Raw genomic sequence first — 24,425 nt, 5'->3', positions numbered from 1 at the left:
GCCCGCCCCCTTGTCCGGGACGCGGGCCGGTTTCCGATGGTTCGCCCACGCGCGAACATCCAGGAGACGTTTCGTATGCAAGACACCTTTCGCGGCGGTATCCGCCCGCTCTCCCTGCTGCTGCTGCTGGCCGCGTTGTCGGCCTGCGGCGGCGGGGGCGCCAGCAACGCCGTCTACCAGGCAGAGTTCCACCGTACGGCCTCCTACCAGGCCGAGATCCGACGCACCACGATGGGGGTGCCCCACATCAAGGCCGACAACTGGGGCGGCGCCGGCTTCGGGATCGGCTATGCCCAGGCGCAGGACAACCTGTGCACCATGGCCGATGCCTTCCTCACCTACCGGGGCGAGCGTTCGCGCCATTTCGGCGGCGACGCGCGGGTGGCCTACGACAGCACGCTGGGCCGCCCGCTGAACATCGAGTCCGACTTCTTCCACCGCCACGTGATCTCGGCCGACGTGGTCGGGCGCATGGAGGCCTCGCAGCCCGAGCCGCTGCGGCAGATGGTGGAGGGTTTCGCCGCGGGCTACAACCGCTACCTGCGCGAGGTCGTCGCCTCGGGCACGGCCCACGCGGCCTGCCGCGCCCAGCCCTGGCTGCAGCCCATCACCGCGCAGGACGTGTGGCGCCGCATGTTCGCGGCCAACCTGGCGGGCGGCTACAGCAACTTCGCCGCCGCGATCGCCAACGCCACGCTGCCGCCGGCCACCGCGTCGGCCCCGGCCGGCAAGGTGGCCGCGCAGCGCGCGGCGCGGGCCCCGGCGGTCCGCACGGCCGGCATCGACCCGTCCCTCACCCGCGTGCCTTCCATGCAGGTGGGCGGCACGCTGGGCATCGGCAGCAATGCGCTGGGCTTCGGGTCAGCCGCGACGGGCGAGGGCAGCGCGCTGCTCTTCGGCAACCCCCACTGGTACTGGAAGGGGGCGGACCGCTTCTATCAGGCGCAGATCACGATTCCGGGCGAGCTGGACGTGAGCGGCGTCTCGTTCCTCGGCGTCCCGGTGGTGCTGATCGGCTTCAACGGCAACGTCGCCTGGAGCCACACGGTGTCCACCGCGCGGCGCTTCGGGTTCTACCAGCTGCAGCTGGCCGAGGGCGATCGCACGAGCTACGTGCGCGACGGCCGGCGCGTGGGCATGGTCCCGAGCACCATCACGGTGCAGAACCGCGATGCCTCCGGAGCGCTCACCGACGTGACGCGCACCCTCTACAAGACCGAGTACGGGCCCGTGGCGGACCTGAGCGGCCTCAACCCCGCCCTGGCCTGGAGCCAGACCACGGCCTTCGCCATCCGCGACATCAATGGCGACAACTACCGCACCTTCCGCACCTGGCTGCGCTGGAGCCAGGCGAAGACGCTCGATGAATTCATGGACATCCAGCGCCAGGAGGCGGCCGTGCCGTGGGTCAACACGGTGGCCGTGGGCCGGGGCGATGCCCGCGCCTGGTACGCAGACATCGGCGCGGTGCCCAACGTGTCGGCCGAGCAGGTGGTCGCGTGCACCACGGCCTTCGGGAAGGCGGTGGCGGCGGCCCTGCCCAACGTGCCGTTCTTCGACGGCTCGCGCAGCGCCTGCGACTGGCAGAGCGATGCCGATTCGGTGCAGAAGGGTGCCGTCGGCCCCGCGCGCATGCCCAGCCAGCTGCGCGAGGACTACGTGGCCAACATGAACGACAGCTACTGGCTCACCAACGTCCGCGCGCCGCTCACCGGCTTTCCCGCCATCTTCGGCCCCGCGGGCACCCAGGCGCAGTCGCTGCGCACCCGCCTGGGCCATGCCATGGTGCTCGACCGCCTGGCCGGCACCGACGGCTACCTGGGGCGCCTGGCCGGCAGCGCCGTCGTGCGTCAGATGGTGCTCGGCAGCCGGGTGTTCTCCGCCGAGCGCTTCAAGGACGAGGCGCTCGGCATGGTGTGCGCCGCGCCCCGCATCGGCCTGAACGGCAGCGAGGTGGACGTGGCCTCCGCCTGCGCGGCCCTGCGCGCCTGGGACAACACCGGCACCGCCACGGCGCGCGGCTCGCACGTCTGGGACGAGTTCTGGCGGCGCGCGCAGGCGCTGCCCGAGGCGCAGCTCTATGCGGTGGCCTTCGATCCCGCCCAACCGATCGACACGCCCCGGGGGCTGCGGCCGGGCGCTGCGGACGCGCTGCGGCGGGCCTTCGCGGAGGCCGTGCAGAAGGTGCGTGCCAGCGGCTTCGCGATGGACGCCCCCCGGGGCGAGGTGCTCTTCGCCACGCGCGGTGGGGAGAAGATCCCGCTCTACGGCGGCTGCGGATGGGGCTACTTCACCGTCACCTGCTCGGAAAATTCCATCGACCAGGGCGGCTACGCCATGGACGGCCAGCCGCACGGCAACACCTACATGCAGGTCGTTACCTTCCCCGTGGGCGGCGTGCAGGCCCACACGCTGCTCACCCATTCGCTCTCGGACGATCCGGCATCGCCGCACTACGGCGACTACACGCGCGCCTATGGCGCCCACCAGTGGCTGCGCGTGCCCTTCACCGAGGCCGAAATCACCGGCGACGCGAACTACCGCACGGTCACCGTGCGGCCCTAGGCGCCCGCACGGAGCCCTGGCGAACCGGCCGCGGATCGGGGTTGATCCGATCTGCGGCCGCCTTCGCAGCGCGGGCAGAATGCTTCGAGGCCCGGCGCGCCCACCGGGTGGCGCGCTGTTCAGGTTCGCAGGGGCGGCAGCGTGTGGACCCGTGCAGTCAATCCGTGCCCCTCCCCATTCCCGCAGGTGCAGCCCGTTCTGCCGCGCAGGCGCCCGGGCGCGGCCCCTGGAGCCGCCATGGTCATGGCGCCACCCGCGCACCCGTGATCTTGTGATGCCGCAGCGCCGCGCTCACCATGCCCTCCTGCTTCGCATGTTCGACGAATCGGGCCAGCAGGCCCGTGGCCGCGTCGTCGCGCGTGCTGGGCAAACCCATGGCCTGTTCGATGACCATGAAGCGCTCTGGCAGCACCCGCAGCCCGGGCCATCGCGCCGCGTCCGATTCAAGCTGTTGGCGCACGCCTGCCGCAACCTCGAAGCCTCCTTCAAGAAAAACGTCCACCACCGCCGGTGAAGTCGGCGCCCGTTCGATCTGCGCCTGCTGGAGCTCGCGCGTCAGGAAGAGGTCGTACGCGCTTCCCTGGCCGACCACGACCCTGTTGCCCGGTCTGTCGATTTCCTCGTTCCTCTGGATGGGGGAGGCATCGCGGACCATGTAGGCGCCTTCGATGAGGACATACGGGGAGGTGAACCGTATGCCTTCCGCGCGCAAGGGATCGATGGCGAAGAAGCCGATGTCTGCCTCTTGCGCGGCAACGGCTTTCACGGCCTTGCCGGCGCCATCGAATACCAGCAACCGAAGCTCCAGCCCGAGCAGTGCGGCCAGTGACCTGGCCAGATCGACGGACACGCCCTCGGGATGATCCATGCCGGGCTCCTGGCGGGCCAGGATCGGATTTCCGAGGTTGATGGTGGACCGAAGGATGCCCATCGGTGCGATCGACTTCCGTTCCTGCTCCGTGAACTGCATGTGAACCTCTCAGGCTGTCTCGACGCTGTTGGCCGGGACATAGATGTTGCCATCCATCAGGCGGCGGGCGCTGCGGCTCATGAGGGCCTTTGTCACCGTCCAGCTTCCATTCACCTCTGCGGCTTCCGCGCCGACCGTCAAGGTACCGGACGGGTGGCCGAACCGGACTTCGCGGTGCAGTCCTTCGCCCAGCAGGCGCGACACGAGCGTGCCCGGGATGGCCGCGGCCACAGCGATGGCGACGGCACCGGTGCCGGTCATGGCATGGTGCAGCTTCCCCATGGAGAGAATGCGGGCGCACAGGTCCATGTCCTCGGCGCGCACCGGCTTCCCGCTCGATGCCGTGTAGGCAACCGGTGTGGAGACGAATGCCAGCTTGGGCGTGTGGGGCCGCTTCTCGGTGGCCTCCGTCGCCGACTGGGCCAGTCCCATGGCGACGGTCGCGTGTGCCCGGAGGGTTTCGCACCGCGCCAGCAGCGCTGCATCGCCGTTGAACTCCGGCTGCAGCTCCGCACCTTTCAGGCCCAGCGTCGCGGCATCCACGAAGATGGTCGGGTTGCCGGCGTTGATCAAGGTGGCCTCGATGGTGCCGATGCCCGGGACCTCGATGCGGTCGATCATGTTCCCTGTCGGGAACATCGCGCCGCCCTCGCCCTCCCCGTCGGCACCGGGATCCAGGAACTCCAGCTGAATCTGTGCCGCAGGGAAGGTGACGCCGTCCAGCTCGAAATCACCGGTTTCGACGACCTGACCGTCCTGCATGGGCACGTGGGCAATGATGGTCTTCTGGATATTGGCCTGCCAGATGCGGACCACTGCGATGCCGTCCCGGGGCGCCTTCACGAGGCCACGCTGGATCGCGAACGGGCCGACAGCCGAAGTGAGGTTGCCGCAGTTGCCGCTCCAATCCACCACCGGCGATTCGATGGACACTGCGCCGAAGAGATAGTCCACATCGCAATCTCCGCGGGACCCCGGGCCCACGATAACGACCTTGCTGGTACTGGACGTGGCCCCGCCCATGCCATCGATCTGCTTCCCGTAGGGGTCGGGGCTGCCCGCCAAACGGAGCATCAGCGCATCGCGGGCCTGGCCCTGCCGGCGCGCTGCTTGCGGGAGGTCATCCAGCGTGAAGAACACGCCTTTGCTGGTGCCGCCACGCATGTAGGTGGCTCGGATGCCGACTTGGGGGGATTGCTTGCTCATGGGCTTCCTTGGGTGAAGACAACACACACGGGGCTTCCCGTGTGGGCGAAGACGAAGGGGTCGGAATCGACAGACGCGCGCACGATCGTGTGCGCATCCTCGTTGGCGACCAGGATCGAAGTGCGGCTGGCGTCGGCGTCTGTTTCGCGAGCGCCGGTGGCCGCCGGCGCCTGGCAGATGAATCGTGGAACCAGGCCTCCCGCACCGATCCATACGGGCCGGCTGAGCACGCCGGAGGCGCGGCCGACCGCGTAAACGCAGACGCTCCCATGGCCTCGGTTCGACACGCACAGTGCCTCGCCATCGTCGGTGATCAGGATGCCGGCGCCAGAACTTTCTCCGGTGAAGGATTCCGGAACGGACGCGATGCGCTGATGGGGTTGGAGGATGCCGCTGGAGGGATCGAAGTGCATCGACAGGACCTGGCTGGAGAGCTCAAGCACCACCCAAGCCTTGGTTCCGGAGCGATCGAACACCAGGTGGCGGGGGCCGCTGCACGGTGCGCAGTGCAGGGATGCGACCCGCCGCAGTGCGCCGGTCGCCGCGTCGAGCGTGAGCGTGTGCACGGCATCTCCCCCTTTGTCGGGAACGAGCAGCCAGTTGCCGGAAGGGTCGAAGACCACCTGATGCGGGTGGGAGCCGCGCTGCTGCAGGCGGTGGGGCCCGGGGGCATCCGGCAGCTCCAGCTTGCAGGCAACCGTCCCCAGGCTTCCATCGGCACGCACGGGGAGCGAAACGACGCTTCCCGTGGCGTAGTTCGCAACGACCACCCAGCGGCCGCACGGGGAGAACGAGAGATGCACCGGGTTGAGGCCCTCGGTGCTCTGGTTTCCCAGCCGTTGAAGGGTGCCGTCCGCCCGCACCGCGAAGCTGCTCACCGAGGAGCCATCGCCGTGGACGGCATGCAGAAACCGCTCGGCCGCATCGAGCGCCAGGTAGGACGGGTTGTCTCCCGCGGGCACTGAGTGTGCGTGCCGCCACGCGCCGTCACCGCCGCGCTCGTAGACCTCGATCGCCGTGCCCTGCGCGTTGCGGGCTGCGGACGTCCTGCAGCCCACGAAGGCCCATCGCCGAGGGCTCGCTGATCCGGACCAAGGGTTTGTCTCCATGCGCCATCCGTTGTTTGTATTGAATTATATGATCACTTTATACATTGTGTATGGAGGCAAACCATGGAACCCGACTTATGCATCCCATGCAACGCAGAAAGCTTCTCAAGGCCTCTGTCTGCCTTTCCATCGGTCGCCTGGCTGGCGGGGCCATGGCCCAGGAGAAGTACCCCGACAAGCCGGTCACCCTCATCGTTCCGCAACCTGCCGGGGGAGATGCGGATACGGTGTGCCGCGCGATCCAGGCCAGGATGCAGCAGGTCCTTGGCCAGCCCGTGGTGATCGACAACCGCGGTGGCGCGGGCGGGAACATCGGAACCGCGCTGGGCGCGAAGGCCGCGCCGGACGGCTACACGGTGACCTTCGTCAATCAGGGAACGATGGCCCTGAATCCCGCCCTGTACCCCAACCCCGGCTACAAGGTGGAGTCGTTCGCCGCGGTGACCTGGTTGACATCGATCGACCTCGTGATCGTGGCCCACCCCTCGGTTCCGGCGAACAACCTGCGGGAATTCATCGAACTGGCCCGCAAGGAGCCCGGCAGGTATTCCTATGGAACGGCGGGCAATGGCAGCGCCAATCACCTGGCCGGCGAAATGCTGAAGTCGATGGCCAGGATCGACGTCATGCACGTTCCCTACAAGGGCGGCAGCAACTCGATCATTGCGCTGCTGGGCGGCGAAATCAGCACGGCGATCGCGTTCCCGCTCGCGGCACTTCCTCACATCAGGGCGGGGAAGCTCAAGGCCCTCGCGGTCACTGGCAGTTCACGGTCCAAGGCACTGCCGGATGTCCCGACCGTCACGGAAAGCGGTGTCGCCGGCTATGCGTTCACCTCATGGATGGGTCTCGTGGTCCCCAAGGGAACGCCCGAGCCGGTGATCGCCCGGATCCACGGGGCCGCCAGCGCCGCACTCCAGGAGAAAGAGGTCGCGGAGCGCCTGGCGGCAGGCATGACGGAGCCCATCGGCGCCGGCCCCAGGGAATTCGCGGACCTGATCGCACGGGAGAATCAGCGCTGGTCCAGGCAGATCAGGCAGTGGAGGGTGAAGATCGACTGAGCTCCTAGACTATGGGCATGCATGCGCACACCCAAACCCAGGACAACCCCGGTTCCGAACTCACGGCTCTGCAGCTCAAGGTGGCTCGCGAGATCGTCGCCCTGGTACGCCGGGAGGGCCGCCGTGCAGGGGAGCACCTCCCGGAAGTCCACATCGCCCAGCGTATCGGCACTTCGCGCTCCCCCGTGCAGGCGGCCCTGCGCCATCTCTCCCGGCTGGGGGTCCTCCAGCAGGACGCCAATCGTGGCTTCTTCCTGGTCAAGGACGCCAAGGACTGGGATGGCGCCGTCGCCAGCCTGCTCACGACGGATGACCCGGTGTACCTGCGGATCGCCGATGACCTGCAGCGCAAGCTGCTCCCCGACGAGGTGAACGAGGCGGATCTCATGCGCCGCTATGGGATCGCGCGCAGCTCCCTGCGCAAGGTGCTGTCCCGCATCTCCGAAGAAGGCTGGGTCGAGCAGAGCATGGGGCACGGATGGCGTTTCCTGCCGTTGATCGACTCCTCCGAGTCCTATGAGGAGAGCTACCTCTATCGCCAGTTCATCGAGCCGAACTCGCTGCTGAGCGCAACCTTTGCCTTCGATCCTGCGGCCCTCAAGCGCTTGCTGGCCGAGCAGCGGCGGATCGTCGATGGTGGCTATGAATCCATGACGGCCATCGAGCTGTTCGAGGCCAACAGTCGCTTTCACGAGACCTTGGCCGAGTGGGGCCACAACCGCTTCGTGCTGCAGTCGGTGCGGCGGATCAATCAATTGCGGCGATTGGTCGAGTACCGGCAGGCATCCCGGCGCGACGCCCGTCGCGTCCAGGCCATGGAGCACCTGGCCATCCTCGATGCGATCGAGAAGCTGGACATGGTCCAGGCCGCCGTCCTGATGCGGGCGCATCTGGACGGCGCGCGCCGCGGCAAGTTGAAGCAGACCGAGGTATTCACGCCCGAACAATGACCGGGTGGGTCGCCCGCGGCGGCGGGGTGGGGTTTTTCCTCGTCCTTTAATGTTGAAAGTGGTTAGAAAATACAATTCAGCAAATCGGTGGCCTTCGGCTGCCGTGGCGCCCGTCCTCGATGGGCCCATGGACCGCCGCCACCGAACGTTCGCCAGATCCATCGAGAGTGACCCACCATGACTTTGAAGCCGGAAATCCATGTTCTGCCGCTGCCCAGCGGATCCACGCGATATGTTTCGATCGCAAACGTCCCGGGCGTCGACAGCCTCCCGTTTTCCCTGCGCATCCTGCTGGAGAATCTGTTGCGCCAGGCCAGCCGCGGCATCGATACCCAGGCTGAAATCGACGCGCTTTTGCAGCGCCGCGTGGGCAGCGGCCTCAGTTTCTATCCGGTGCGCGTCTTCGGACAGGACATCCTCGGGCAGGTCATGCTGGTGGACTTGGCGGGCATGCGCGATGCGGTGGCCGAGGCCGGTGGAGATCCGGCCCAGGTGAGACCCAAGGTCCCTGTGGATGTGATCATCGATCACTCGCTTCAGGTGGATCGCTGGGCGAGCCCGGATGCCCGCCGCCTCAATCTCGAGCGTGAATACGAGCGCAATCGCGAGCGCTTCGCGTTCCTGCGCTGGTGCAGCAGCAGCTTTGAGGGCGTGCGCATCGTTCCGCCGGGCAAAGGGATCATGCACCAGATCCACCTAGAGTACATCGGCCAGGTGGTCTGGACGGAGAAGACCGAGGAGGGCGATCTGGCCATCCCCGATACCTGCGTTGGCACCGACAGCCACACGCCCATGATCAATGGGCTGGGAGTCCTCGGTTGGGGGGTGGGCGGCATCGAGGCGGAAGCCGTGATGGTGGGCAAGCCCGTGGCGCTTGCGCTCCCCGAGGTGGTCGGACTGGAAGTGAAGGGCCGGCTGAGCGAGGGCGTGCTGCCCACCGACCTGGTGCTCGCCATCACCCGGCTCATGCGCGAGCAGGGTGTCGTCGGCCAGTTCGTCGAGTTCTTTGGCGAAGGCCTGAAAGCGCTGTCGCTCGGGGAGCGCGGAATGATCGCGAACATGGCCCCGGAATACGGCGCCACCGCCGTGTACTTCCCCATCGATGAGCAGACCGTCGACTACCTGAAGATGACGGGCCGGGAGCCGGCGCAGATCGACCTGATCGTGGCATATGCCAAGGCGCAGAAGCTGTGGCGCGACCGCTCCACCCCGGCGCCCCGGTTCGACAAGGTGATGACCCTCGACCTGGCGGGGATTCGCCCCTGCCTGTCGGGGCCTCGCAATCCGGAGGATCGCCTGGATCTGGAGACGGTACCCGCCGCATTCGCGCAGCACCATCTGGAGATCGCCGGACGGCCGATCGATCCTGCGCGGGCCGCTCCTGTCGCCGGGGCGGACTTTGCGCTGAGCGACGGGGCGGTGGTCATCGCCGCCATCACCAGCTGCACCAACACGGCCAACCCCATCAACATGATGGCTGCCGGCCTGGTGGCCAGGAAGGCGGTGGCGCTGGGCATGCAATCCAGGCCCTGGGTCAAGACCTCGCTCGTTCCTGGCAGCCACGTCACTGCGGCCGTTCTGGAGAAGGCCGGCCTGCAGCCGGTGCTCGACGCGCTGGGCTTCCACGTGGCAGGCTTCGGCTGTACCACCTGCAACGGTGGCTCGGGGCCGCTGCCCGAACCGATCGCGGATGCAATCGAGAGAGACAAGCTGGTGGCAACGGCCGTCCTCTCGGGCAATCGGAACTTCGAAGGCCGCATTCATCCGAATGTCCGCGCTGCCTATCTTGGCTCGCCGGCGCTGGTGGTCGTGTACGCCCTCACCGGATCGTTGACCGTCGACGTGACGACAGAGCCCATCGGCACCGGCCGCGATGGCCAGCCCGTGTACCTCAAGGACATCTGGCCCACCGCCGCCGAAATCAATGCCGCAGTCAGCGGCGCTTACGGTCCGGAGCTGTTCCGCGCGAAGTATGCCGACCTGTTCGACGGCGGCGAGGCCTGGGATGCACTGGCTGGCGAGGCCAGCGTGCGCTTCCCGTGGCAGGAGTCCAGCACGTACGTGCGGCGGCCGCCTTACTTCGAGGGCCTGGCGCGCGAGGCGCCTGCGGTGCAGGACATGAAGGGCATGCGTCCACTGGTCATCCTGGGCGATTCCGTGACCACGGACCATATATCGCCTTCCGGTGCCATCAGCCTGGGCACTCCTGCCGCCGACTTCCTGCTGGGCAAGGGTGTCCAGAAGCCGGATTTCAACAACTACACGACCCGCCGCGGGAACCATGATGTGGCTGTGCGGGCCACCTTCGCCAACATCCGACTGCGCAACCGGATCGTTCCGGGTGTCGAAGGCGGCTATACGAAGGTCATGCCCGAGGGAGAGCCGATGCGCGTGTTCGAGGCGGCTGTCCAATACATGGAGCGCGGCACTCCGCTGGCGGTCATTGCCGGAAAGAACTACGGGTGCGGCTCCTCGCGCGACTGGGCTGCGAAGGGGGTTGCCCTGCTCGGCGTGAAGACGGTCATCGCGGAGAGCTTCGAGCGCATCCACCGCACCAACCTCGTGGGCATGGGGGTCCTGCCCCTGCAGTTCGACGCCGGGACCACCGCCGAGACGCTGGGCCTCGATGGCAGCGAGACGATCGACATCCCAGGCCTCGATGGCCGCCTGGCCGTGAACGGCCGCGTCGAGGCGGTGTTCCACCGTCCCGATGGGACCGCGACCACCGTGCCTTTGACCATTCGCCTGGATACCGCCGAGGACGTCGATTACTGGCGCCACGGCGGCATTCTTCCGAGGGTGTGGCGGGACTATGTGGGCGCCGAGGCGCTGTCCTCCGGGCCACACGATGCCAGGCCCCAGGGGCTTGCGCATGAATGCCCCGGCGCGTTGCCGGCCGGCGACGTTCCGGGGGCACGCCAGGGCATCACCCTGGGCTAGCGACTGTCCCGGCGCGCGTGCGCCGGCCCTCACATCCCGGCAATCCGCGATACCCAGTGGGCTGGTGGCGCGAGCCTGCGCGCGCGCCGCCGGAAAACTCCACCACACACCAGGAAACCAATATGCTGACCTTGCTTGCGTACGCAATGATCGTGGTCTTCATGGCATTGATCATGTCAGGGCGCGCGACGGCCCTCATCGCGCTCATCGTGGTGCCGATCGTGTTCGCCGTCATCGGAGGCTTCGGGGCCGATATCGGCCCGATGGTCGTCTCGGGAATCCGGGCGATCGCCCCGACCGGGGTGTTGCTGCTGTTCGCGATCCTGTACTTCGGCCTGATGATCGACGTGGGCCTTTTCGACCCGCTCATCCGCTGCATCATTCGCCTGTGCAGGGGCGACCCCATGCGGGTCGTGGTGGGCTCGGCCATCCTGGCGCTGATCGTCTCCCTCGATGGCGATGGCTCCACGACCTACCTGTTGTGCTGCTCTGCCATGCTGCCCCTGCATCGCAGGCTGGGCATCAATCCCTTGATCCTTCCCTGCGTGACGATGCTGGGCAACAGCATCATGAACATCGCGCCGTGGGGCGGGCCGACCGCACGCGTGATGAGCACGTTGCATCTGGATGTCACGCAGGTCTTCACGCCCTTGATCCCGTCGATCCTCATGGCGAGTGCCGCAACGCTCGGGATTGCCTGGTACCTGGGCCTCAAGGAGCGCCATCGCCTTCAGGCCGTGACCTGGACGCCTGTCGCCACGGAAGAGTCGCCACTGGGCGGCCGCCTGGACCTCGGCGAGTCCGACAGGCCGAGAACCTCGCGTGCCAAGATGGCTTTCAATCTGGTACTCACCGCCGCGCTGATGGTTCTGCTCGTGCACGGCAAGTGGCCGCTGGCGCTGTTGTTCATGGGAGCGTTTGCCATCGCGATCAGCGTCAATTTCCCCAATGTCAACGACCAGAAGGAGCGGATTGCATCGCATGCACCGAGCGCCCTGGCGGTGGTGTCGTTGATCTTCGCCGCTGGCGTTTTCACGGGCATCCTGTCCGGAACGAAGATGACCGATGCCATCGCGCAAAGCGTCATCCAGTCGATCCCCCACTCGGCAGGGCAGTTCATGCCGTTGATCACGGGCCTGCTCAGCGCGCCCTTCACGTTCTTCCTGTCGAACGACGCGTTCTACTTCGGCGTGGTGCCCATCCTTGCCGAGGCCGCGAAGACCTATGGGATCGCGCCGGAGGTCATTGCCCGGGCCTCTTTGCTGGGCCAGCCGATCCATCAACTCAGCCCGTTGGTGGCCGCCAACTACGTGTTGATGGGGGTGGCCGGTGTCGAGTTCGGGGCGCACCAGAGGTTCACCTTCAAATGGGCCGCATTGCTCGTGGTGGTCATGATCCTTTCCGCTGCCCTCTTTGGGGTGGTGCCGTTGCTGTAGCGCCCGCATCCATCACCGTGGGCCTGGTGTGCAACGGGCCAGTCAGGTCAACGGGGTGGACTGGGCCATGCATTCCGTTTTCCAGGGCTTGTCTCCCACACCCTTGCCCGGAGGGCGCGGGGCTGGCGCACAATCGGGGCACCCGGCCGGGGCGCCGTGGCAGACCTGGAGGGCTGCCGTGGCGCTCAAGCGCCCGTGCATCGGGCGCCAACTGCTATAAAAATGGAAGCGAAACCGTGTCCACTCCCCGCATCCCCCTGCTCGTCCTCAATACCCTGTCGCCGCAGCACCAGGCGCAGATCGCCGCGGTCTATGACCTGCACTACGCGCCCATGCCCAACGACCGCACGCAGGCGATCACCGCGCGCGGCGGGATGTTCCGCGCCGTGCTCACCATCGGCTCCATCGGCCTCACGGCGCAGGAGATCGAGGCCATGCCGTCGCTCGAACTCATCTGTGCCATGGGCGCGGGCTACGAGAACATCGCGCTGGACGCGGCCCGCGCGCGCGGCATCGCGGTGGCCAACGGCGCGGGCACCAACGACGACTGCGTGGCCGACCATGCCTTCGGGCTGCTGATCTCCATCGTGCGCGGCCTGCGCCCGCTCGACCGGCTCTGCCGCGAGGGCGTGTGGCGCGACGCCATCGGCCTGCCGCCCAACGTCTCGGGCAAGCGCCTGGGCATCTTCGGCCTGGGCACCATCGGCCAGAAGATCGCGCGCCGCGCGGCGGGCTTCGACATGGAGATCGGCTACCACAACCGCAGGCCGCGCGGGAGCGTGCCGCACCGCTACTTCGACAGCCTGCGGGAGCTGGCCGAGTGGAGCGACATCCTCGTGTGCGCCACGCCCGGCGGCCCGGAAACGCGCCACGCGGTGAACGCCGAAGTGCTCGATGCCATCGGCCCGCTGGGCTATCTGGTGAACATCGCGCGCGGCAGCGTGGTCGATACCGAGGAGCTGGCCGCCGCGCTGCGCGACCGCCGCATCGCCGGCGCGGGGCTGGACGTGTACGAGAGCGAGCCGCACCCGCCCGAGGCGCTCGTGGGGCTGGAGAACGTGGTGCTCACGCCCCACGTGGCGGGCTGGTCGCCCGAGGCCGTGCAGTCCAGCGTGGACCGCTTCCTCGCCAACGCCGAGGGGCATTTCAGCGGGCGGGGCGTGGTTTCTCCCGTGTAAGCGCCTGCAGGGCCGGGGAATACAATCCGCCGGCTTTTGCGAGCATTTCCAGGCAAAAGGCTGCTGTCCCGGCAGCCTTTTTGTTTTTCCGCCCCCGGGACCATGTAGAGGAACACCATGTACAAAAACCTCGCCGCCGCGTTCGCGGCCGCCTGTCTTTTCGCTGCCCCCGCCGCCCTGTCCCGACCCGCTTCCCCTGAGCCGGAGCCCGTGAAGGCCGGCTTCGTCTACGTATCGCCCATCACCGAGGCCGGCTGGACCCGCCAGCACGACGAGGGCCGCCGCGCGGTGGAGGCCGCCCTGGGGGCGCGGGTGCGCACCACTTTCGTGGAGAACGTGCCCGAGGGCGCGGATGCCGAGCGCGTGATCCGCGACCTGGCCGCCACGGGCCACCAGATCATCTTCACGCCCAGCTTCGGCTACATGGAGCCCACGCTGAAGGTGGCGCGCGATTTTCCCGGCGTGAAGTTCGAATCCATCACCGGCTACAAGACCGCGCCCAACGTGGCCACCGCCAATGCGCGCTACTACGAGGGCCGCTACCTCGCAGGCGTGGCCGCCGGCCGCATGACGCGGTCGCACGTGGCCGGCTTCGTGGCGGGCTTCCCGATCCCCGAGGTGTTGCAGGGTATCAATGCGTTCACGCTGGGTATGCGCTCGGTGGACCCGAAGGCCATCGTCAAGGTGATCTGGCTCGACACCTGGTTCGACCCGCCCAAGGAACGCGACGCCGCCATGGCGCTCTTCAACGAGGGCGTGGACGTGGTGGCTTTCCACACGGGGTCCACCGCCGTGATGGCCGCCGCCCAGGAGCGCGGCCGCCTCGCCATCGGCTACCACTCCGACATGCGCCGCGTGGGGCCGGACGCGCAGATCCTGGCCGTCACCCACCAATGGGGTGCCTACTACACCGAGCGCGTGCGGGCCGTGCTCGAAGGCCGCTGGAAGAGCGGCAGCGTCTGGGGCGGCGTGCGCGAGGGCATGGTGCGCGTGGAGGGCTTCGGCAGCCGGGTGCCGCCCGCCGTGCGGCGGGAGGTGCTGGCGCGCCAGGACGACATCGCGCGCGGGCGCCTGCACCCGTTCAGCGCCGGCGCGACAGCCGTGCGGGACAACACCGGCCGCGAGGTGATCGCGCGGGGCCGCACGCTCGGCGACGAGGCAATCCTGCGCATGGACTGGCTCGTCGAGGGCGTGCAGCGGTAGCGCGGCAGCCTGGGGGATGGCCGGCGGCGCAGGCGCGTCAGTTGCGTTCGCCTTCGTTCGGCGCGACGTACACGCGCAGCGGGCTCGCGCCGAAGTCCGAAGGGCTGATCGCCGCCAGGCTCACGGGCCGGTGGGCCGCCACGTCGAACTTCCAGGCGAAGGTCTTGTCGCCGTTGCGGAAGGCGACGGTTTCTCCGCACTTCACGTTGAGGGTGCGGGCCTGGGAGGCATCCACCGTGCGCGTGGCGTTGGCCGGGCTGGCGGCGCGGCCCAGCGCGGACTGGCCGTTGGCGTAGGTGTCGCCGCGGGCCGCCGGGGCGGCGGTGCCGGTGCTGGCGTTGGCGTTGGCGGGGGCCGCCGCCGTGCGGGCATGGTCGGGGTGCGAGGTGTAGCCCGATTCGGTGGGCGCGCTGTGGATGATGTCGCTCGCGAACGCGGCGGCGGGCAGCAGCGCGGCACAGGCCAGGGTGGACAGCAGGGTGGTGCGGATGCGGGTCATGGTGATCGATCTCCTGGTTGGAAGGGTTGTGGAGCCATGTCTTGCGGCGATGGCCTTGGGACAGCCCGAACTCTAGGGAGGCGATGCCGACAAAGCGCCGCCCGGCAGATGACAAATTCGTAATCTCCGCCGGCGCCGCGCGTGGGCACAATCCGCCGCATGAAACTGCTGGTGATCGAAGACGAGGTCAAGCTGGCCGAGTACCTGCGCAAGGGGCTGAGCGAAGAGGGCTTCGTCGTCGATGTCGCGCACGACGGCGTGGACGGCCTGCACCGCGCCACCGAATACGCCTACGACCTCATCGTGCTCGACCGCATGCTGCCGGGCATCGACGGACTGGCCGTGCTCGCGGCCCTGCGCACCCGCCGGCAGGTCCCCGTGCTGATGCTCACCGCCCAGGGGCGCGTGGAAGACCGCGTGCAGGGCCTGCAGGGCGGCGCCGACGACTACCTCGTCAAGCCTTTCGCGTTTTCCGAACTGGTGGCGCGGCTGCACGTGCTGCTGCGCCGCGCGCAGGGCGCCCGCGCGCCCGCCGAGGCCACCGTGCTGCGCATGGCCGACCTGGAGCTGGACCTGATCCGCCGCCGGGCCGTGCGCGCGGGCCAGCGGCTGGACCTGACGGCCAAGGAGTTCAACCTGCTGAGCCTGCTGCTGCGCCGCCAGGGCGAGGTGCTCTCGCGCACCGAGCTGGCCGAGCAGGTCTGGGACATGAACTTCGACAGCGAGACCAACGTGGTCGAGGTGGCCGTTCGCCGCCTGCGGGCCAAGCTCGACCAGCCCTTCGAGCGGCCGCTGCTGCACACGGTGCGCGGCATGGGCTACGTGCTGGAGGCGCGCGTGCCGGGAGCGCCCGCGTGAAGGCCGCCCCGGGTGGCCATGCGCATGCGGCATCGCTGGGGGCCACGCTCTCGCGCTGGCTGGCCGTGCAGACCGTGCTGGGGCTGGGCGTGGTGTGCGGGGCGGTGTACCTGGTCATCGCCCTGACCATGGCGCAGCGCCAGGAAGAAGCCATCGCGCAGAAGGAAGGGGCCGTGATGGAGGTGCTTGCCGGCCACCGCCCCGGCCATGGCGCGCAGGCCGCCGCCCACATGCTGGACGACATGCTCGCCGGCCACAGCGAACTCGCCCTGCGCGTGGCCGATGCGCAGGGCCGCGTCGTGTACGCGCGCAATCCGGAACTGGTGGCGGCGGACGATGCCCACCTGCGCCGCACGTTCGAGATCAACGGGCCGCCCGAGAGCCGGCGCGCCGTGTATGCCACGCTGGTGCTCGACACCCGCGCGGACGATGCCCTGCTGCGCCGGCTCGCGTGGACGCTGCTGATCGCCGCGCTCGCGGGGGCCGCCGTCGTGTCGCTGGGGGCGTTCTGGCGTGTGCGCCAGGGGCTTTCGCCACTGCGGCACCTGGTGGCGCAGACCGCGGGTCTCACGGCCACGGGCACGGGCCAGCGGCTCGACGGCTCTGCCCAGCCCACCGAGCTGCAGCCGCTGATCGCGCAGTTCAACGCGCTGCTCGACCGCGCTTCCGGCGCCTATGGGCAGATGGAGGCCTTCAACGCCGACGTGGCGCACGAGCTGAACACACCGCTGGCCACCCTCATCAGCAGTTGCGAGCTGGCCCTGCGCCGTTCGCGCGGCGAGGCCGAGCTGCAGGAAACCCTGGCCTCCAACCTGGAGGAGCTGCGGCGCCTGGCGGGCATCGTGGCCGACATGCTCTTTCTCTCGCAGGCCGACCGGGGCGCCGCGGCGCGCAGCGAGCGCGTGCCGGCCCTGTCGGCGCTGGCCATCGAGGTGCTGGAGTTCCACGAGGCGGCCATCCAGGACGCCGGCCTGCGGGCCGAGATCGTGGGCGACGCGCCCGCCACAGTGGATGCGCGGCTGCTGCGGCGCGCGCTCTCCAACCTGCTGGGCAATGCCACGCGGTATGCCACGCCGGGCTCCGTCGTGCAGGTGTGCATCGGCCGCATGCCGGGCCCGCCGGAAACCGTCTCGCTCTCGGTGCGCAACCAGGGGCCGGGGATCGAGGCCCGGCATCTGCCGCGCATCTTCGACCGCTTCTACCGCGTGGACACCGCGCGCCCGCAGGCCGACCGCAACCACGGGCTGGGCCTGGCCATCGTGTCCGCGATCGCGCGCATGCATGGCGGCGAGGCGTTCGCCGCATCCGGGGCAGGCTGGGTGGAGATCGGCATCCGCCTGCCCGCGGGGGAGGGGCACCCCGTGTCATCATGCTCCCATGCCCGCGACGACTCCTGCGCCCCCTGAATCCGCCACCCGGCTCTACCGCGCCGCGCTGCTGCGCTTCGATGGCGATGGCTCGCCCCGCTACGACGAGGACGGCCTGCTCGCCACCGGCCCCGATGCCTGCGGCCTGCCGCGCGTGATCGCGGCGGGCGACTGGCAGACGCTCGCGCCGCGCTTCGCGGGGCTGCCGGCCGAGCATTGGCCGGGGCGCATCATCGCCCCGGGTTTCGTGGACATGCACGTGCACTTCCCGCAGACCGACGTGATCGGCTCGCCCGCCGAGGGGCTGCTGCCCTGGCTGGAGCACTACACCTTCCCGCACGAATCGCGCTTCGCCGACGCGGCGTACGCGCGCGGCGTGGCCACCTTCTTCCTCGACGAGCTGCTGCGCAACGGCGTCACCACCGCGCTCGCTTTCGCCACCTCGCACCCCGCATCGGTGGACGCCCTCATGGAGGAGGCCTCTGCGCGCGGCCTGCGGATCATCGCCGGCAAGGTGCTGCAGGACCGCCACTCGCCCGACGGCGTGCGCGACGCAACCGCGCAGTCGCTGATCGACACCGAGGCGCTGATCCGCCGCTGGCACGGCCGGGGCCGGCTGGGCTATGCCATCACGCCGCGCTTCGCGCCCAGCTGCAGCGAGGCGCAGCTGCGCGGCGCGGGCGAGTTGGCCGCGCGCCACCCCGGCGTGTGGATCCAGTCCCACGTGGCCGAGAACCGCGACGAGATCCGCTGGGCGCGCGAACTCTTTCCCCGGGCCCGCAGCTACCTCGCCGTGTACGAGGGCTTCGGCCTCCTGCGTGAGCGGGCCGTGTACGCGCACTGCATCCACTTCGACGACGAGGACCGCGCACTCATGCGCGACACCGGCACCGTGGCGGCCGTGAGCCCGACCAGCAACCTGTTCCTCGGCAGCGGCTTCTTCGACTATGCCAGCGCCGACCGCATGGGCATGCGCTACGGCCTCGCGAGCGACGTGGGCGGCGGCACCAGCTTCAGCCCGTTCCACACCATGCTCGCCGCCTACTATGTGGGCCGCGAAGGGCAGACCAAGCCGGGGCTGTCGCTGCCGCCGGGGCACCTGTGGTGGCAACACACGGCCGGCGCCGCGCGCGCCCTCGGGCTCGACGGCGTGATCGGCAACCTGCAGCCGGGCTGCGAGGCCGACTTCGTGGTGCTGAACCCCCGGGCGACCCCGCTGCTCGCGCGCAGGGTGGCCCAGGCCGCGAGCCTGGACGAGCTGCTGTTCGCGATGATCGTGCTGGGCGATGACCGGCTCATCGAGCGCACCGTGATCGCTGCGGCCCCATAGCCCGCGAGGGCATATGGAACGCCGGTATGCAGCTATGAAAAGAGTAGTATCGCGTCCGCGCGCCGCCTTCGACCTGGCGCGCACGAGGAGAGAGAACCCATGAGCATCAAGAGCGACAAGTGGATCCGCCGCATGGCCGAGCAGCACGGGATGATCGAGCCGTTCGAGCCCGGCCAGGTCCGGGAGAGCGAGGGGCGCAAGATCATCAGCTACGGCACCAGCAGCTACGGCTACGACATCCGCTGCGCGCCGGAATTCAAGGTGTTCACCAACATCCACAGCACCGTGGTGGACCCCAAGCACTTCGACGAGAAGAGCTTCGTCGATTTCCACGGCGAGAGCTGCATCATCCCGCCCAACAGCTTCGCCCTCGCGCGCACGGTGGAGTATTTCCGCATCCCGCGCAACGTGCTCACCATCTGCCTGGGCAAGAGCACCTATGCGCGCTGCGGGATCATCGTCAACGTGACCCCGTTCGAGCCCGAATGGGAGGGCTACGTGACGCTCGAATTCAGCAACACCACCCCGCTGCCGGCGCGCATCTACGCGGGCGAGGGCTGCGCACAGGTGCTGTTCTTCGAGAGCGACGAGGTTTGCGACGTCAGTTACAAGGACCGGGGCGGCAAGTACCAGGGGCAGTCGGGGGTGACGTTGCCCAAGGCCTGAGGCCTGCCCCCGCTTCGGCCCGGGGGGCTTCGCACGGCGGGCGATCGCTGCGCCTGGCGCGGCACGGTGGCAGGGGCCCCGCGCCACGATCCGGGGGGCTGGAGATGGGTGCGCCGTCGTCCTACATCCGCGCGGTGATTCCGCCCGATGCGCCGGCGCGGGCCAGGGCCTAGCATCCAGCCCAAGGTCTGTCGTTGCACACGGTGATGGTTGTCACAAATGCCCGGCAGACTCCGCACCACCCGCCCGGAGGACGCCGCCATGCTCGCCACATCGTTTTTGCCTTCCGCCCTGGCCGGTGCCGCCGGGGGCCCATGCCCCGCAATGCCGGGAGCGGACACCTTCGGCTGCGGCCCGCGCTACTGGCCCGCCCACACCCTGGATGCCTTCCTGCTGCAGATGGCCGCGCGCGGCCACTGCATCAGCGCCGCCATGATGCTCGGCGACCGGGGCTATGCGCTCGCGCAGATCGAGCGGGCCCGGGGCCTGCAGGGCGAGACGCTGCAGGCACTGGTGCGGGAGCTGTCCGAATATTTCGACGAGGAACCCGCGGCCGCCGCGCTCCACTGGTGCCATCGCTGAGTGCCGGGGCGCCCGCGCGGGCGTACCATGCGCGGCAAAGCGCCGCATCCGGCGCCTGGATGAAGCCATGAGGTGCGGACGATGAGATGGGAAGGCAATCGCGAATCGGACAACGTCGAGGACCGCCGCGATGAAGGCGGCGGCTCGGGCGGATCACCTCTCTTCGGAGGCCGTGGCATCGGCATCGGCACCATCGTCATCGCGCTCATCGGCGGGTGGGTGTTCGGCATCAACCCGCTCACGCTGCTGGGCCTGCTGAGCGGCGGCGGCGCCCCGCCGGCGCATGTCCAGCAGCACCCCGGGCCCGCGCACCGGCCACCGGCCGACGACACCCTGGCCCGCTTCGTCTCCGTCGTGCTGGCCGACACCGAGGACGTGTGGGCGGATGTCTTCCGCAAGGGCGGCACCACGTACCAGAACCCCCGGCTGGTGCTGTTCCGCGGCTCCATTCCCACGGCCTGCGGCGCGGGGCAGGCGGCCATGGGCCCGTTCTATTGCCCGGCCGACCGCAAGGTGTACATCGACCTGGGCTTCTACGAGACGCTGAAGAACCGGCTCGGCGCGCCGGGCGATTTCGCCCAGGCCTACGTGATCGCGCACGAGGTGGGCCACCACGTGCAGAACCTGCTGGGCATCAGCGCCAAGGTGGACCAGATGCGGGGCCGCGTGGGCCAGGTCGAGATGAACCACCTCTCGGTGCGGCTCGAATTGCAGGCCGATTGCTTCGCCGGCGTCTGGGCCCACCACGCGCAGAACGCGCGCCAGATCCTGGAGCAGGGCGACGTGGAGGAGGCGATGAACGCTGCCGCCAAGATCGGCGACGACGCCCTGCAGCGCGCGGCCGGCGGCGCCGTGGTGCCCGACAGCTTCACCCACGGCACGAGCGCGCAGCGCCAGCGCTGGTTCCACACGGGCCTGCAGACCGGCAGCGTGAAGGCCTGCGACACCTTCTCCAGCCGCAGCCTTTGAGGCGCTCCGGCGGGGTGAATCGCTTCATTTTTGATAGCTGTATCCGTCCGTTCCACGCCGACATGGGGCCAAAAACACCTCCTATGTGAGGCTGGTGCGACAATAACGGGCTCAAATGACAAGTTCTTTCTCCAATTTATCGCTGGCCGAGCCGCTGGCGCGCGCCGTGGCCGAGATGGGCTACACGTCGATGACCCCCATCCAGGCACAGGCCATTCCCGTGGTGCTGACGGGCAAGGACGTGATGGGCGCCGCGCAGACCGGCACCGGCAAGACGGCCGCCTTCTCGCTGCCGCTGCTGCAGCGCCTGCTCCAGCACGAGAACAGTTCCACCTCGCCGGCCCGCCATCCCGTGCGCGCCCTGGTGCTGCTGCCCACGCGCGAGCTGGCCGACCAGGTCGCCCAGCAGATCGCCCTCTACGCCAAGTACACCAAGCTGCGCAGCACCGTCGTGTTCGGCGGCATGGACATGAAGCCGCAGACTCTGGAGCTGAAGAAGGGCGTGGAAGTGCTGGTGGCCACGCCGGGACGCCTGCTGGACCACATCGAGGCCAAGAATGCCGTGCTCAACCAGGTCGAGTACGTGGTGCTCGACGAGGCCGACCGCATGCTGGACATCGGCTTCCTGCCCGACCTGCAGCGCATCCTGAGCTACCTGCCCAAGAGCCGCACCACGCTGCTGTTCTCGGCCACGTTCTCCCCCGAGATCAAGCGGCTGGCCAGCAGCTACCTGCAGGACCCGATCACCATCGAGGTCGCGCGGCCCAACGAGACCGCCTCCACCGTCGAGCAGCGCTTCTACAGCGTGGGCGACGACGACAAGCGCCGCGCCATCCACCAGGTGCTGCGCACGCGCGGCGTGAAGCAGGCCTTCATCTTCGTCAACAGCAAGCTGGGCTGCGCGCGCCTGTCCCGCACCCTGGAGCGCGAGGGGCTCAAGGCCACGGCCCTGCACGGCGACAAGAGCCAGGACGAGCGGCTCAAGGCGCTCGACGCTTTCAAGCGCGGCGAGGTCGATCTGCTCGTGTGCACGGACGTCGCGGCGCGGGGCCTGGACATCAAGGACGTGCCGGCGGTGTTCAATTTCGACGTGCCCTTCAACGCCGAGGACTACGTGCACCGCATCGGCCGCACGGGCCGCGCGGGCGCCTCGGGGCTGGCGGTCACGCTGGTGTCCAGCAGTGACACCCGGCTGGTGGCCGACATCGAGAAGCTCATCAAGAAGAAGATCGATCTCGAACCGATGGAGTGGGACGAGGACCGCCCGCGCGGCCGGTTCAACGACGGCCGCCGCGCATGGCGCGACGAGGACGGTGCCCAGGGCGACCAGCGCCCGCGGCGCGATGCCCGTGGCGACGGGCGCGAGCCCCGGGGCGGCGGCTACCGCGCGCCGTCCGCGCCGCGCGATCCCTTCTTCGACAAGCCCTACGAGGCCGCCTCCAGCACCGCTCCGGGCTGGGAGGCCACCGCCCGCGCGCAGCAGCCGGCGCGCAGCGGCATCTCCGCGAACATCAAGTCCAAGCGCAAGGTCGCGGCCCTGTTCAAGGCCGTGCCGCCGCCCGGGGTGGAAAGCCCGTCGCAGTAAACCGGATCGCCCGGGCCGGGCGATCCCTGCGGGAACGGGGCGAGGCAACGCGGCCGCCACGGGGCCCGGCACTCCGGGGCGCGCCCAAGGCGGCGCGGACCGCCCTGTAGGGCAATATGCTGATGAAATCAGGCGGATGTCGGCGTATCGCCTGCGTTCTTTGCTCCTAAAAACATAGCAAACAGGGTTGCAGACCGGTACGGGGCGCAGCCGCGCTTCACCCCGGCGCCTGTGCCTGTTCGCAGTGCACGCTGAGGTGTTCGCGCTCGGCCAGGGTGGCGCCGAAGCGGACGGCGCTGAGGCAGCCGCCCCAGACGCACCCGGTGTCCAGCGCCAGCAGATCGGGCCGGTTCATCCAGCCCAGGGTGGACCAGTGGCCGAAGGCGATCAGGGTGCCGCGCGTGCGCCGCTCCGGGGCGTCGAACCAGGGCACCAGCCCTGGCGGCGCTGCGCCGGCGTCTTCGCTGCTCTCGAAGTCCATGCGCCCTTCGGGGGTGCAAAAGCGCAGCCGCGTCAGGGCGTTCACGATGGCGCGCCACCGCTCGGTGCCCTGGAGGTCCGCCCGCCACTGGTCGGGCTGGTTGCCGTACATCGCGTGGAGGAACCCGGGCAGCTCCGGCCCCTGCAGCAGGGCCTGCACTTCCGCGGCGTGCGCCAGCACGTCGTCGGCCGTCCAGGGCGGCAGGACGCCGGCATGCACCATGAGCAGGCGCTCGCCGGCATGCCGGTGCTCGCGCGCCAGCGGCTGCTGCCGCAGCCATTCCAGCAGGCTGTCGCGGTCGGGCGCGTCGAGCACGCTGGCCAGCGTGTCGCGCCGCGAGGGCTTGCGCGCCCCCCGCGAGGCCGCCAGCAGGTGCAGGTCGTGGTTGCCCAGCAGGCTGCGCAGGCTGTCGCCCGCCCGGGCGCAACGCCGCAGCACCTGCGCGGATTCGGGGCCGCGATTCACCAGATCGCCCAGCAGATAAACCGTGTCGCGGCTGGGCGAGAAATCCATGGTGTCGAGCAGGCGCTGCAACGCGGTGTCGCATCCCTGAATATCGCCAATGCAGTAGAGGGCCATGAATGGAGGGGGAAGTGTTTATTCGCCAAGGCGCCATTGTGAATGGCAAAAACGCCCTGTGCGGCCGGCTGGCGTATCGCGCGGGCGGGCTTGGAGAAGAGGGTGGATTCAAAGTTCCATGGCCGGACGGCACATCTGCGGGGTTTTAATTTTCCGGATGCGAGAGTCCGCATGTATTCGAAAATAGTTTCTATAATGCAGTCTTCGTTTTTCACTACCACCCTGACTCACATGACCACCAGCTACAAGGAACTGCTGAAACAGCGGGATCAACTCGAGCAGCAAATCAGCGAGGCCCGCCGCCGTGAACTCGCCGATGCAATCACCCAGGCTCGCACGCTCGTGGCCGAGTATGGCCTGAAGGCCGAGGACATATTCCCCGCTGGCCGCGCGCGCAGTGCCAGCGCCGGTACCAAGGTGGCTCCCAAATATCGCAATCCCGCCACCGGCCAGACCTGGACGGGCCGCGGCAAGGCCCCGAAGTGGATCCAGAACGAAAATCGCGAACAGTTCGCCATCTGATATTCGCAGCATCACCGGCTGCATGTGCGGCACCGCTGGGCGGTGCATTGCCCAGCCGCCGTGGATAGTGTCGAACGCCTGCACAACCCGCCTTTTGGCGGGTTTTGTGTTTCTGGCGCAGCCGCCACGGCTGGCCGGGCTGCACTCGGGGCCGGCGAGGGTAATCGGTGCTGCGAACCATGCGGGACCGGGCGGCGCGAATGCCGGGGCAATACCCTTTCAGGGGCATTGCCGAAATACGCGCGTAATCGCCCGGACGCGTGGGCGGCATTCGGGTCGAAACGGCGGGACGCGGCCGGGGGAGGGCATAACCATCTGCGGTTCTGGCGTTTGGCGATGCGGGCAGATGGGGTATTGGCGGCGCGAAGC

At 68.8% G+C, this 24,425-nt stretch carries 20 protein-coding genes; 15 read left to right on the top strand and 5 right to left on the bottom strand.

Annotation, left to right across the window (positions count from 1 at the left end; all coding sequences use genetic code 11):
- Positions 1–75: 75 nt before the first annotated feature.
- Positions 76–2,565, top strand: coding sequence for a penicillin acylase family protein (locus AX018_RS06555; RefSeq protein WP_111876501.1), 2,490 nt, complete (start codon positions 76–78; stop codon positions 2,563–2,565).
- Between the two features lie 241 nt (positions 2,566–2,806).
- Here the strand turns inward: AX018_RS06555 and AX018_RS06550 are convergent, their stop codons facing one another.
- Genes AX018_RS06550 through AX018_RS06540 form a run of 3 tightly spaced genes read right to left on the bottom strand, consistent with a single transcriptional unit; the run spans position 2,807 to position 5,850 of the window.
- On the bottom strand, positions 2,807–3,535 hold the full coding sequence (locus AX018_RS06550) for a transporter substrate-binding domain-containing protein (protein ID WP_111876500.1): 729 nt from the start codon (positions 3,533–3,535) through the stop codon (positions 2,807–2,809).
- A gap of 9 nt (positions 3,536–3,544) precedes the next feature.
- Complete coding sequence (gene prpF / locus AX018_RS06545) at positions 3,545–4,741, bottom strand: 2-methylaconitate cis-trans isomerase PrpF (protein ID WP_111876499.1); 1,197 nt, start codon at positions 4,739–4,741, stop codon at positions 3,545–3,547.
- Entirely contained in the window at positions 4,738–5,850 is a 1,113-nt protein-coding gene (locus AX018_RS06540) for a lactonase family protein (protein WP_111876498.1), read from the bottom strand. Before AX018_RS06540 ends, prpF begins: the two co-directional genes overlap by 4 nt.
- Before the next feature lie 86 nt (positions 5,851–5,936).
- Between AX018_RS06540 and AX018_RS06535 the strand changes: the two genes are divergently transcribed.
- The 6 genes from AX018_RS06535 to AX018_RS06510 all read left to right on the top strand — a co-directional run bounded on the left by AX018_RS06535 (position 5,937) and on the right by AX018_RS06510 (position 14,618).
- Positions 5,937–6,911: a Bug family tripartite tricarboxylate transporter substrate binding protein gene (locus AX018_RS06535; protein ID WP_170146197.1), complete on the top strand. Its 975-nt coding sequence runs from the start codon at positions 5,937–5,939 to the stop codon at positions 6,909–6,911.
- Positions 6,912–6,928: 17 nt separating this feature from the next.
- Positions 6,929–7,861, top strand: a complete 933-nt coding sequence (locus AX018_RS06530; protein ID WP_111876565.1) for a GntR family transcriptional regulator — start codon at positions 6,929–6,931, stop codon at positions 7,859–7,861.
- 177 nt (positions 7,862–8,038) lie between these two features.
- Positions 8,039–10,801: an aconitate hydratase AcnA gene (gene acnA, locus AX018_RS06525; RefSeq protein ID WP_111876496.1), complete on the top strand. Its 2,763-nt coding sequence runs from the start codon at positions 8,039–8,041 to the stop codon at positions 10,799–10,801.
- 122 nt (positions 10,802–10,923) lie between these two features.
- Positions 10,924–12,237, top strand: coding sequence for a CitMHS family transporter (locus AX018_RS06520; protein WP_111876495.1), 1,314 nt, complete (start codon positions 10,924–10,926; stop codon positions 12,235–12,237).
- A gap of 236 nt (positions 12,238–12,473) precedes the next feature.
- A complete protein-coding gene (locus AX018_RS06515) occupies positions 12,474–13,415 on the top strand; it encodes a 2-hydroxyacid dehydrogenase (protein ID WP_111876494.1) in 942 nt (313 codons plus the stop codon).
- Positions 13,416–13,532: 117 nt separating this feature from the next.
- Positions 13,533–14,618: a BMP family ABC transporter substrate-binding protein gene (locus AX018_RS06510; RefSeq protein ID WP_111876493.1), complete on the top strand. Its 1,086-nt coding sequence runs from the start codon at positions 13,533–13,535 to the stop codon at positions 14,616–14,618.
- A gap of 37 nt (positions 14,619–14,655) precedes the next feature.
- On the opposite strand, the gene AX018_RS24660 is transcribed toward AX018_RS06510, so the two are convergent.
- A complete protein-coding gene (locus tag AX018_RS24660; RefSeq protein WP_146749243.1) occupies positions 14,656–15,117 on the bottom strand; it encodes a CzcE family metal-binding protein in 462 nt (153 codons plus the stop codon).
- Positions 15,118–15,276: 159 nt separating this feature from the next.
- Here AX018_RS24660 and AX018_RS06500 point away from each other — a divergent pair, with 159 nt between their 5' ends.
- The 7 genes from AX018_RS06500 (at position 15,277) to AX018_RS06470 (ending at position 22,474) form a co-directional block, all read left to right on the top strand.
- The gene (locus AX018_RS06500) at positions 15,277–15,975 is read left to right on the top strand and encodes a heavy metal response regulator transcription factor (protein WP_146749242.1); all 699 of its coding nucleotides are present in this window, start codon (positions 15,277–15,279) and stop codon (positions 15,973–15,975) included.
- A complete protein-coding gene (locus tag AX018_RS06495) occupies positions 15,972–17,381 on the top strand; it encodes a heavy metal sensor histidine kinase (RefSeq protein ID WP_111876492.1) in 1,410 nt (469 codons plus the stop codon). Before AX018_RS06500 ends, AX018_RS06495 begins: the two co-directional genes overlap by 4 nt.
- On the top strand, positions 17,353–18,672 hold the full coding sequence (guaD, locus tag AX018_RS06490; protein WP_111876491.1) for a guanine deaminase: 1,320 nt from the start codon (positions 17,353–17,355) through the stop codon (positions 18,670–18,672). Before AX018_RS06495 ends, guaD begins: the two co-directional genes overlap by 29 nt.
- Before the next feature lie 99 nt (positions 18,673–18,771).
- Positions 18,772–19,338, top strand: coding sequence for a dCTP deaminase (dcd, locus tag AX018_RS06485; RefSeq protein ID WP_111876490.1), 567 nt, complete (start codon positions 18,772–18,774; stop codon positions 19,336–19,338).
- A 261-nt stretch (positions 19,339–19,599) separates the two neighbouring features.
- Positions 19,600–19,920, top strand: a complete 321-nt coding sequence (locus tag AX018_RS06480; RefSeq protein ID WP_111876562.1) for a hypothetical protein — start codon at positions 19,600–19,602, stop codon at positions 19,918–19,920.
- 81 nt (positions 19,921–20,001) lie between these two features.
- The gene (ypfJ, locus tag AX018_RS06475; RefSeq protein WP_111876489.1) at positions 20,002–20,889 is read left to right on the top strand and encodes a KPN_02809 family neutral zinc metallopeptidase; all 888 of its coding nucleotides are present in this window, start codon (positions 20,002–20,004) and stop codon (positions 20,887–20,889) included.
- Positions 20,890–21,004: 115 nt separating this feature from the next.
- Complete coding sequence (locus AX018_RS06470; RefSeq protein ID WP_111876488.1) at positions 21,005–22,474, top strand: DEAD/DEAH box helicase; 1,470 nt, start codon at positions 21,005–21,007, stop codon at positions 22,472–22,474.
- A gap of 217 nt (positions 22,475–22,691) precedes the next feature.
- Here AX018_RS06470 and AX018_RS06465 read toward each other — a convergent pair whose 3' ends face one another.
- The gene (locus AX018_RS06465; RefSeq protein WP_111876487.1) at positions 22,692–23,534 is read right to left on the bottom strand and encodes a symmetrical bis(5'-nucleosyl)-tetraphosphatase; all 843 of its coding nucleotides are present in this window, start codon (positions 23,532–23,534) and stop codon (positions 22,692–22,694) included.
- A gap of 231 nt (positions 23,535–23,765) precedes the next feature.
- On the opposite strand from AX018_RS06465, the gene AX018_RS06460 reads away from it, so the two are divergent.
- Complete coding sequence (locus AX018_RS06460) at positions 23,766–24,056, top strand: H-NS histone family protein (RefSeq protein WP_111876486.1); 291 nt, start codon at positions 23,766–23,768, stop codon at positions 24,054–24,056.
- Positions 24,057–24,425: the final 369 nt, after the last annotated feature.

Source organism: Paracidovorax anthurii (genome assembly GCF_003269065.1).
Lineage (GTDB): Bacteria > Pseudomonadota > Gammaproteobacteria > Burkholderiales > Burkholderiaceae_C > Paracidovorax > Paracidovorax anthurii.
This window is presented reverse-complemented; position numbering and strand designations above follow the sequence as displayed.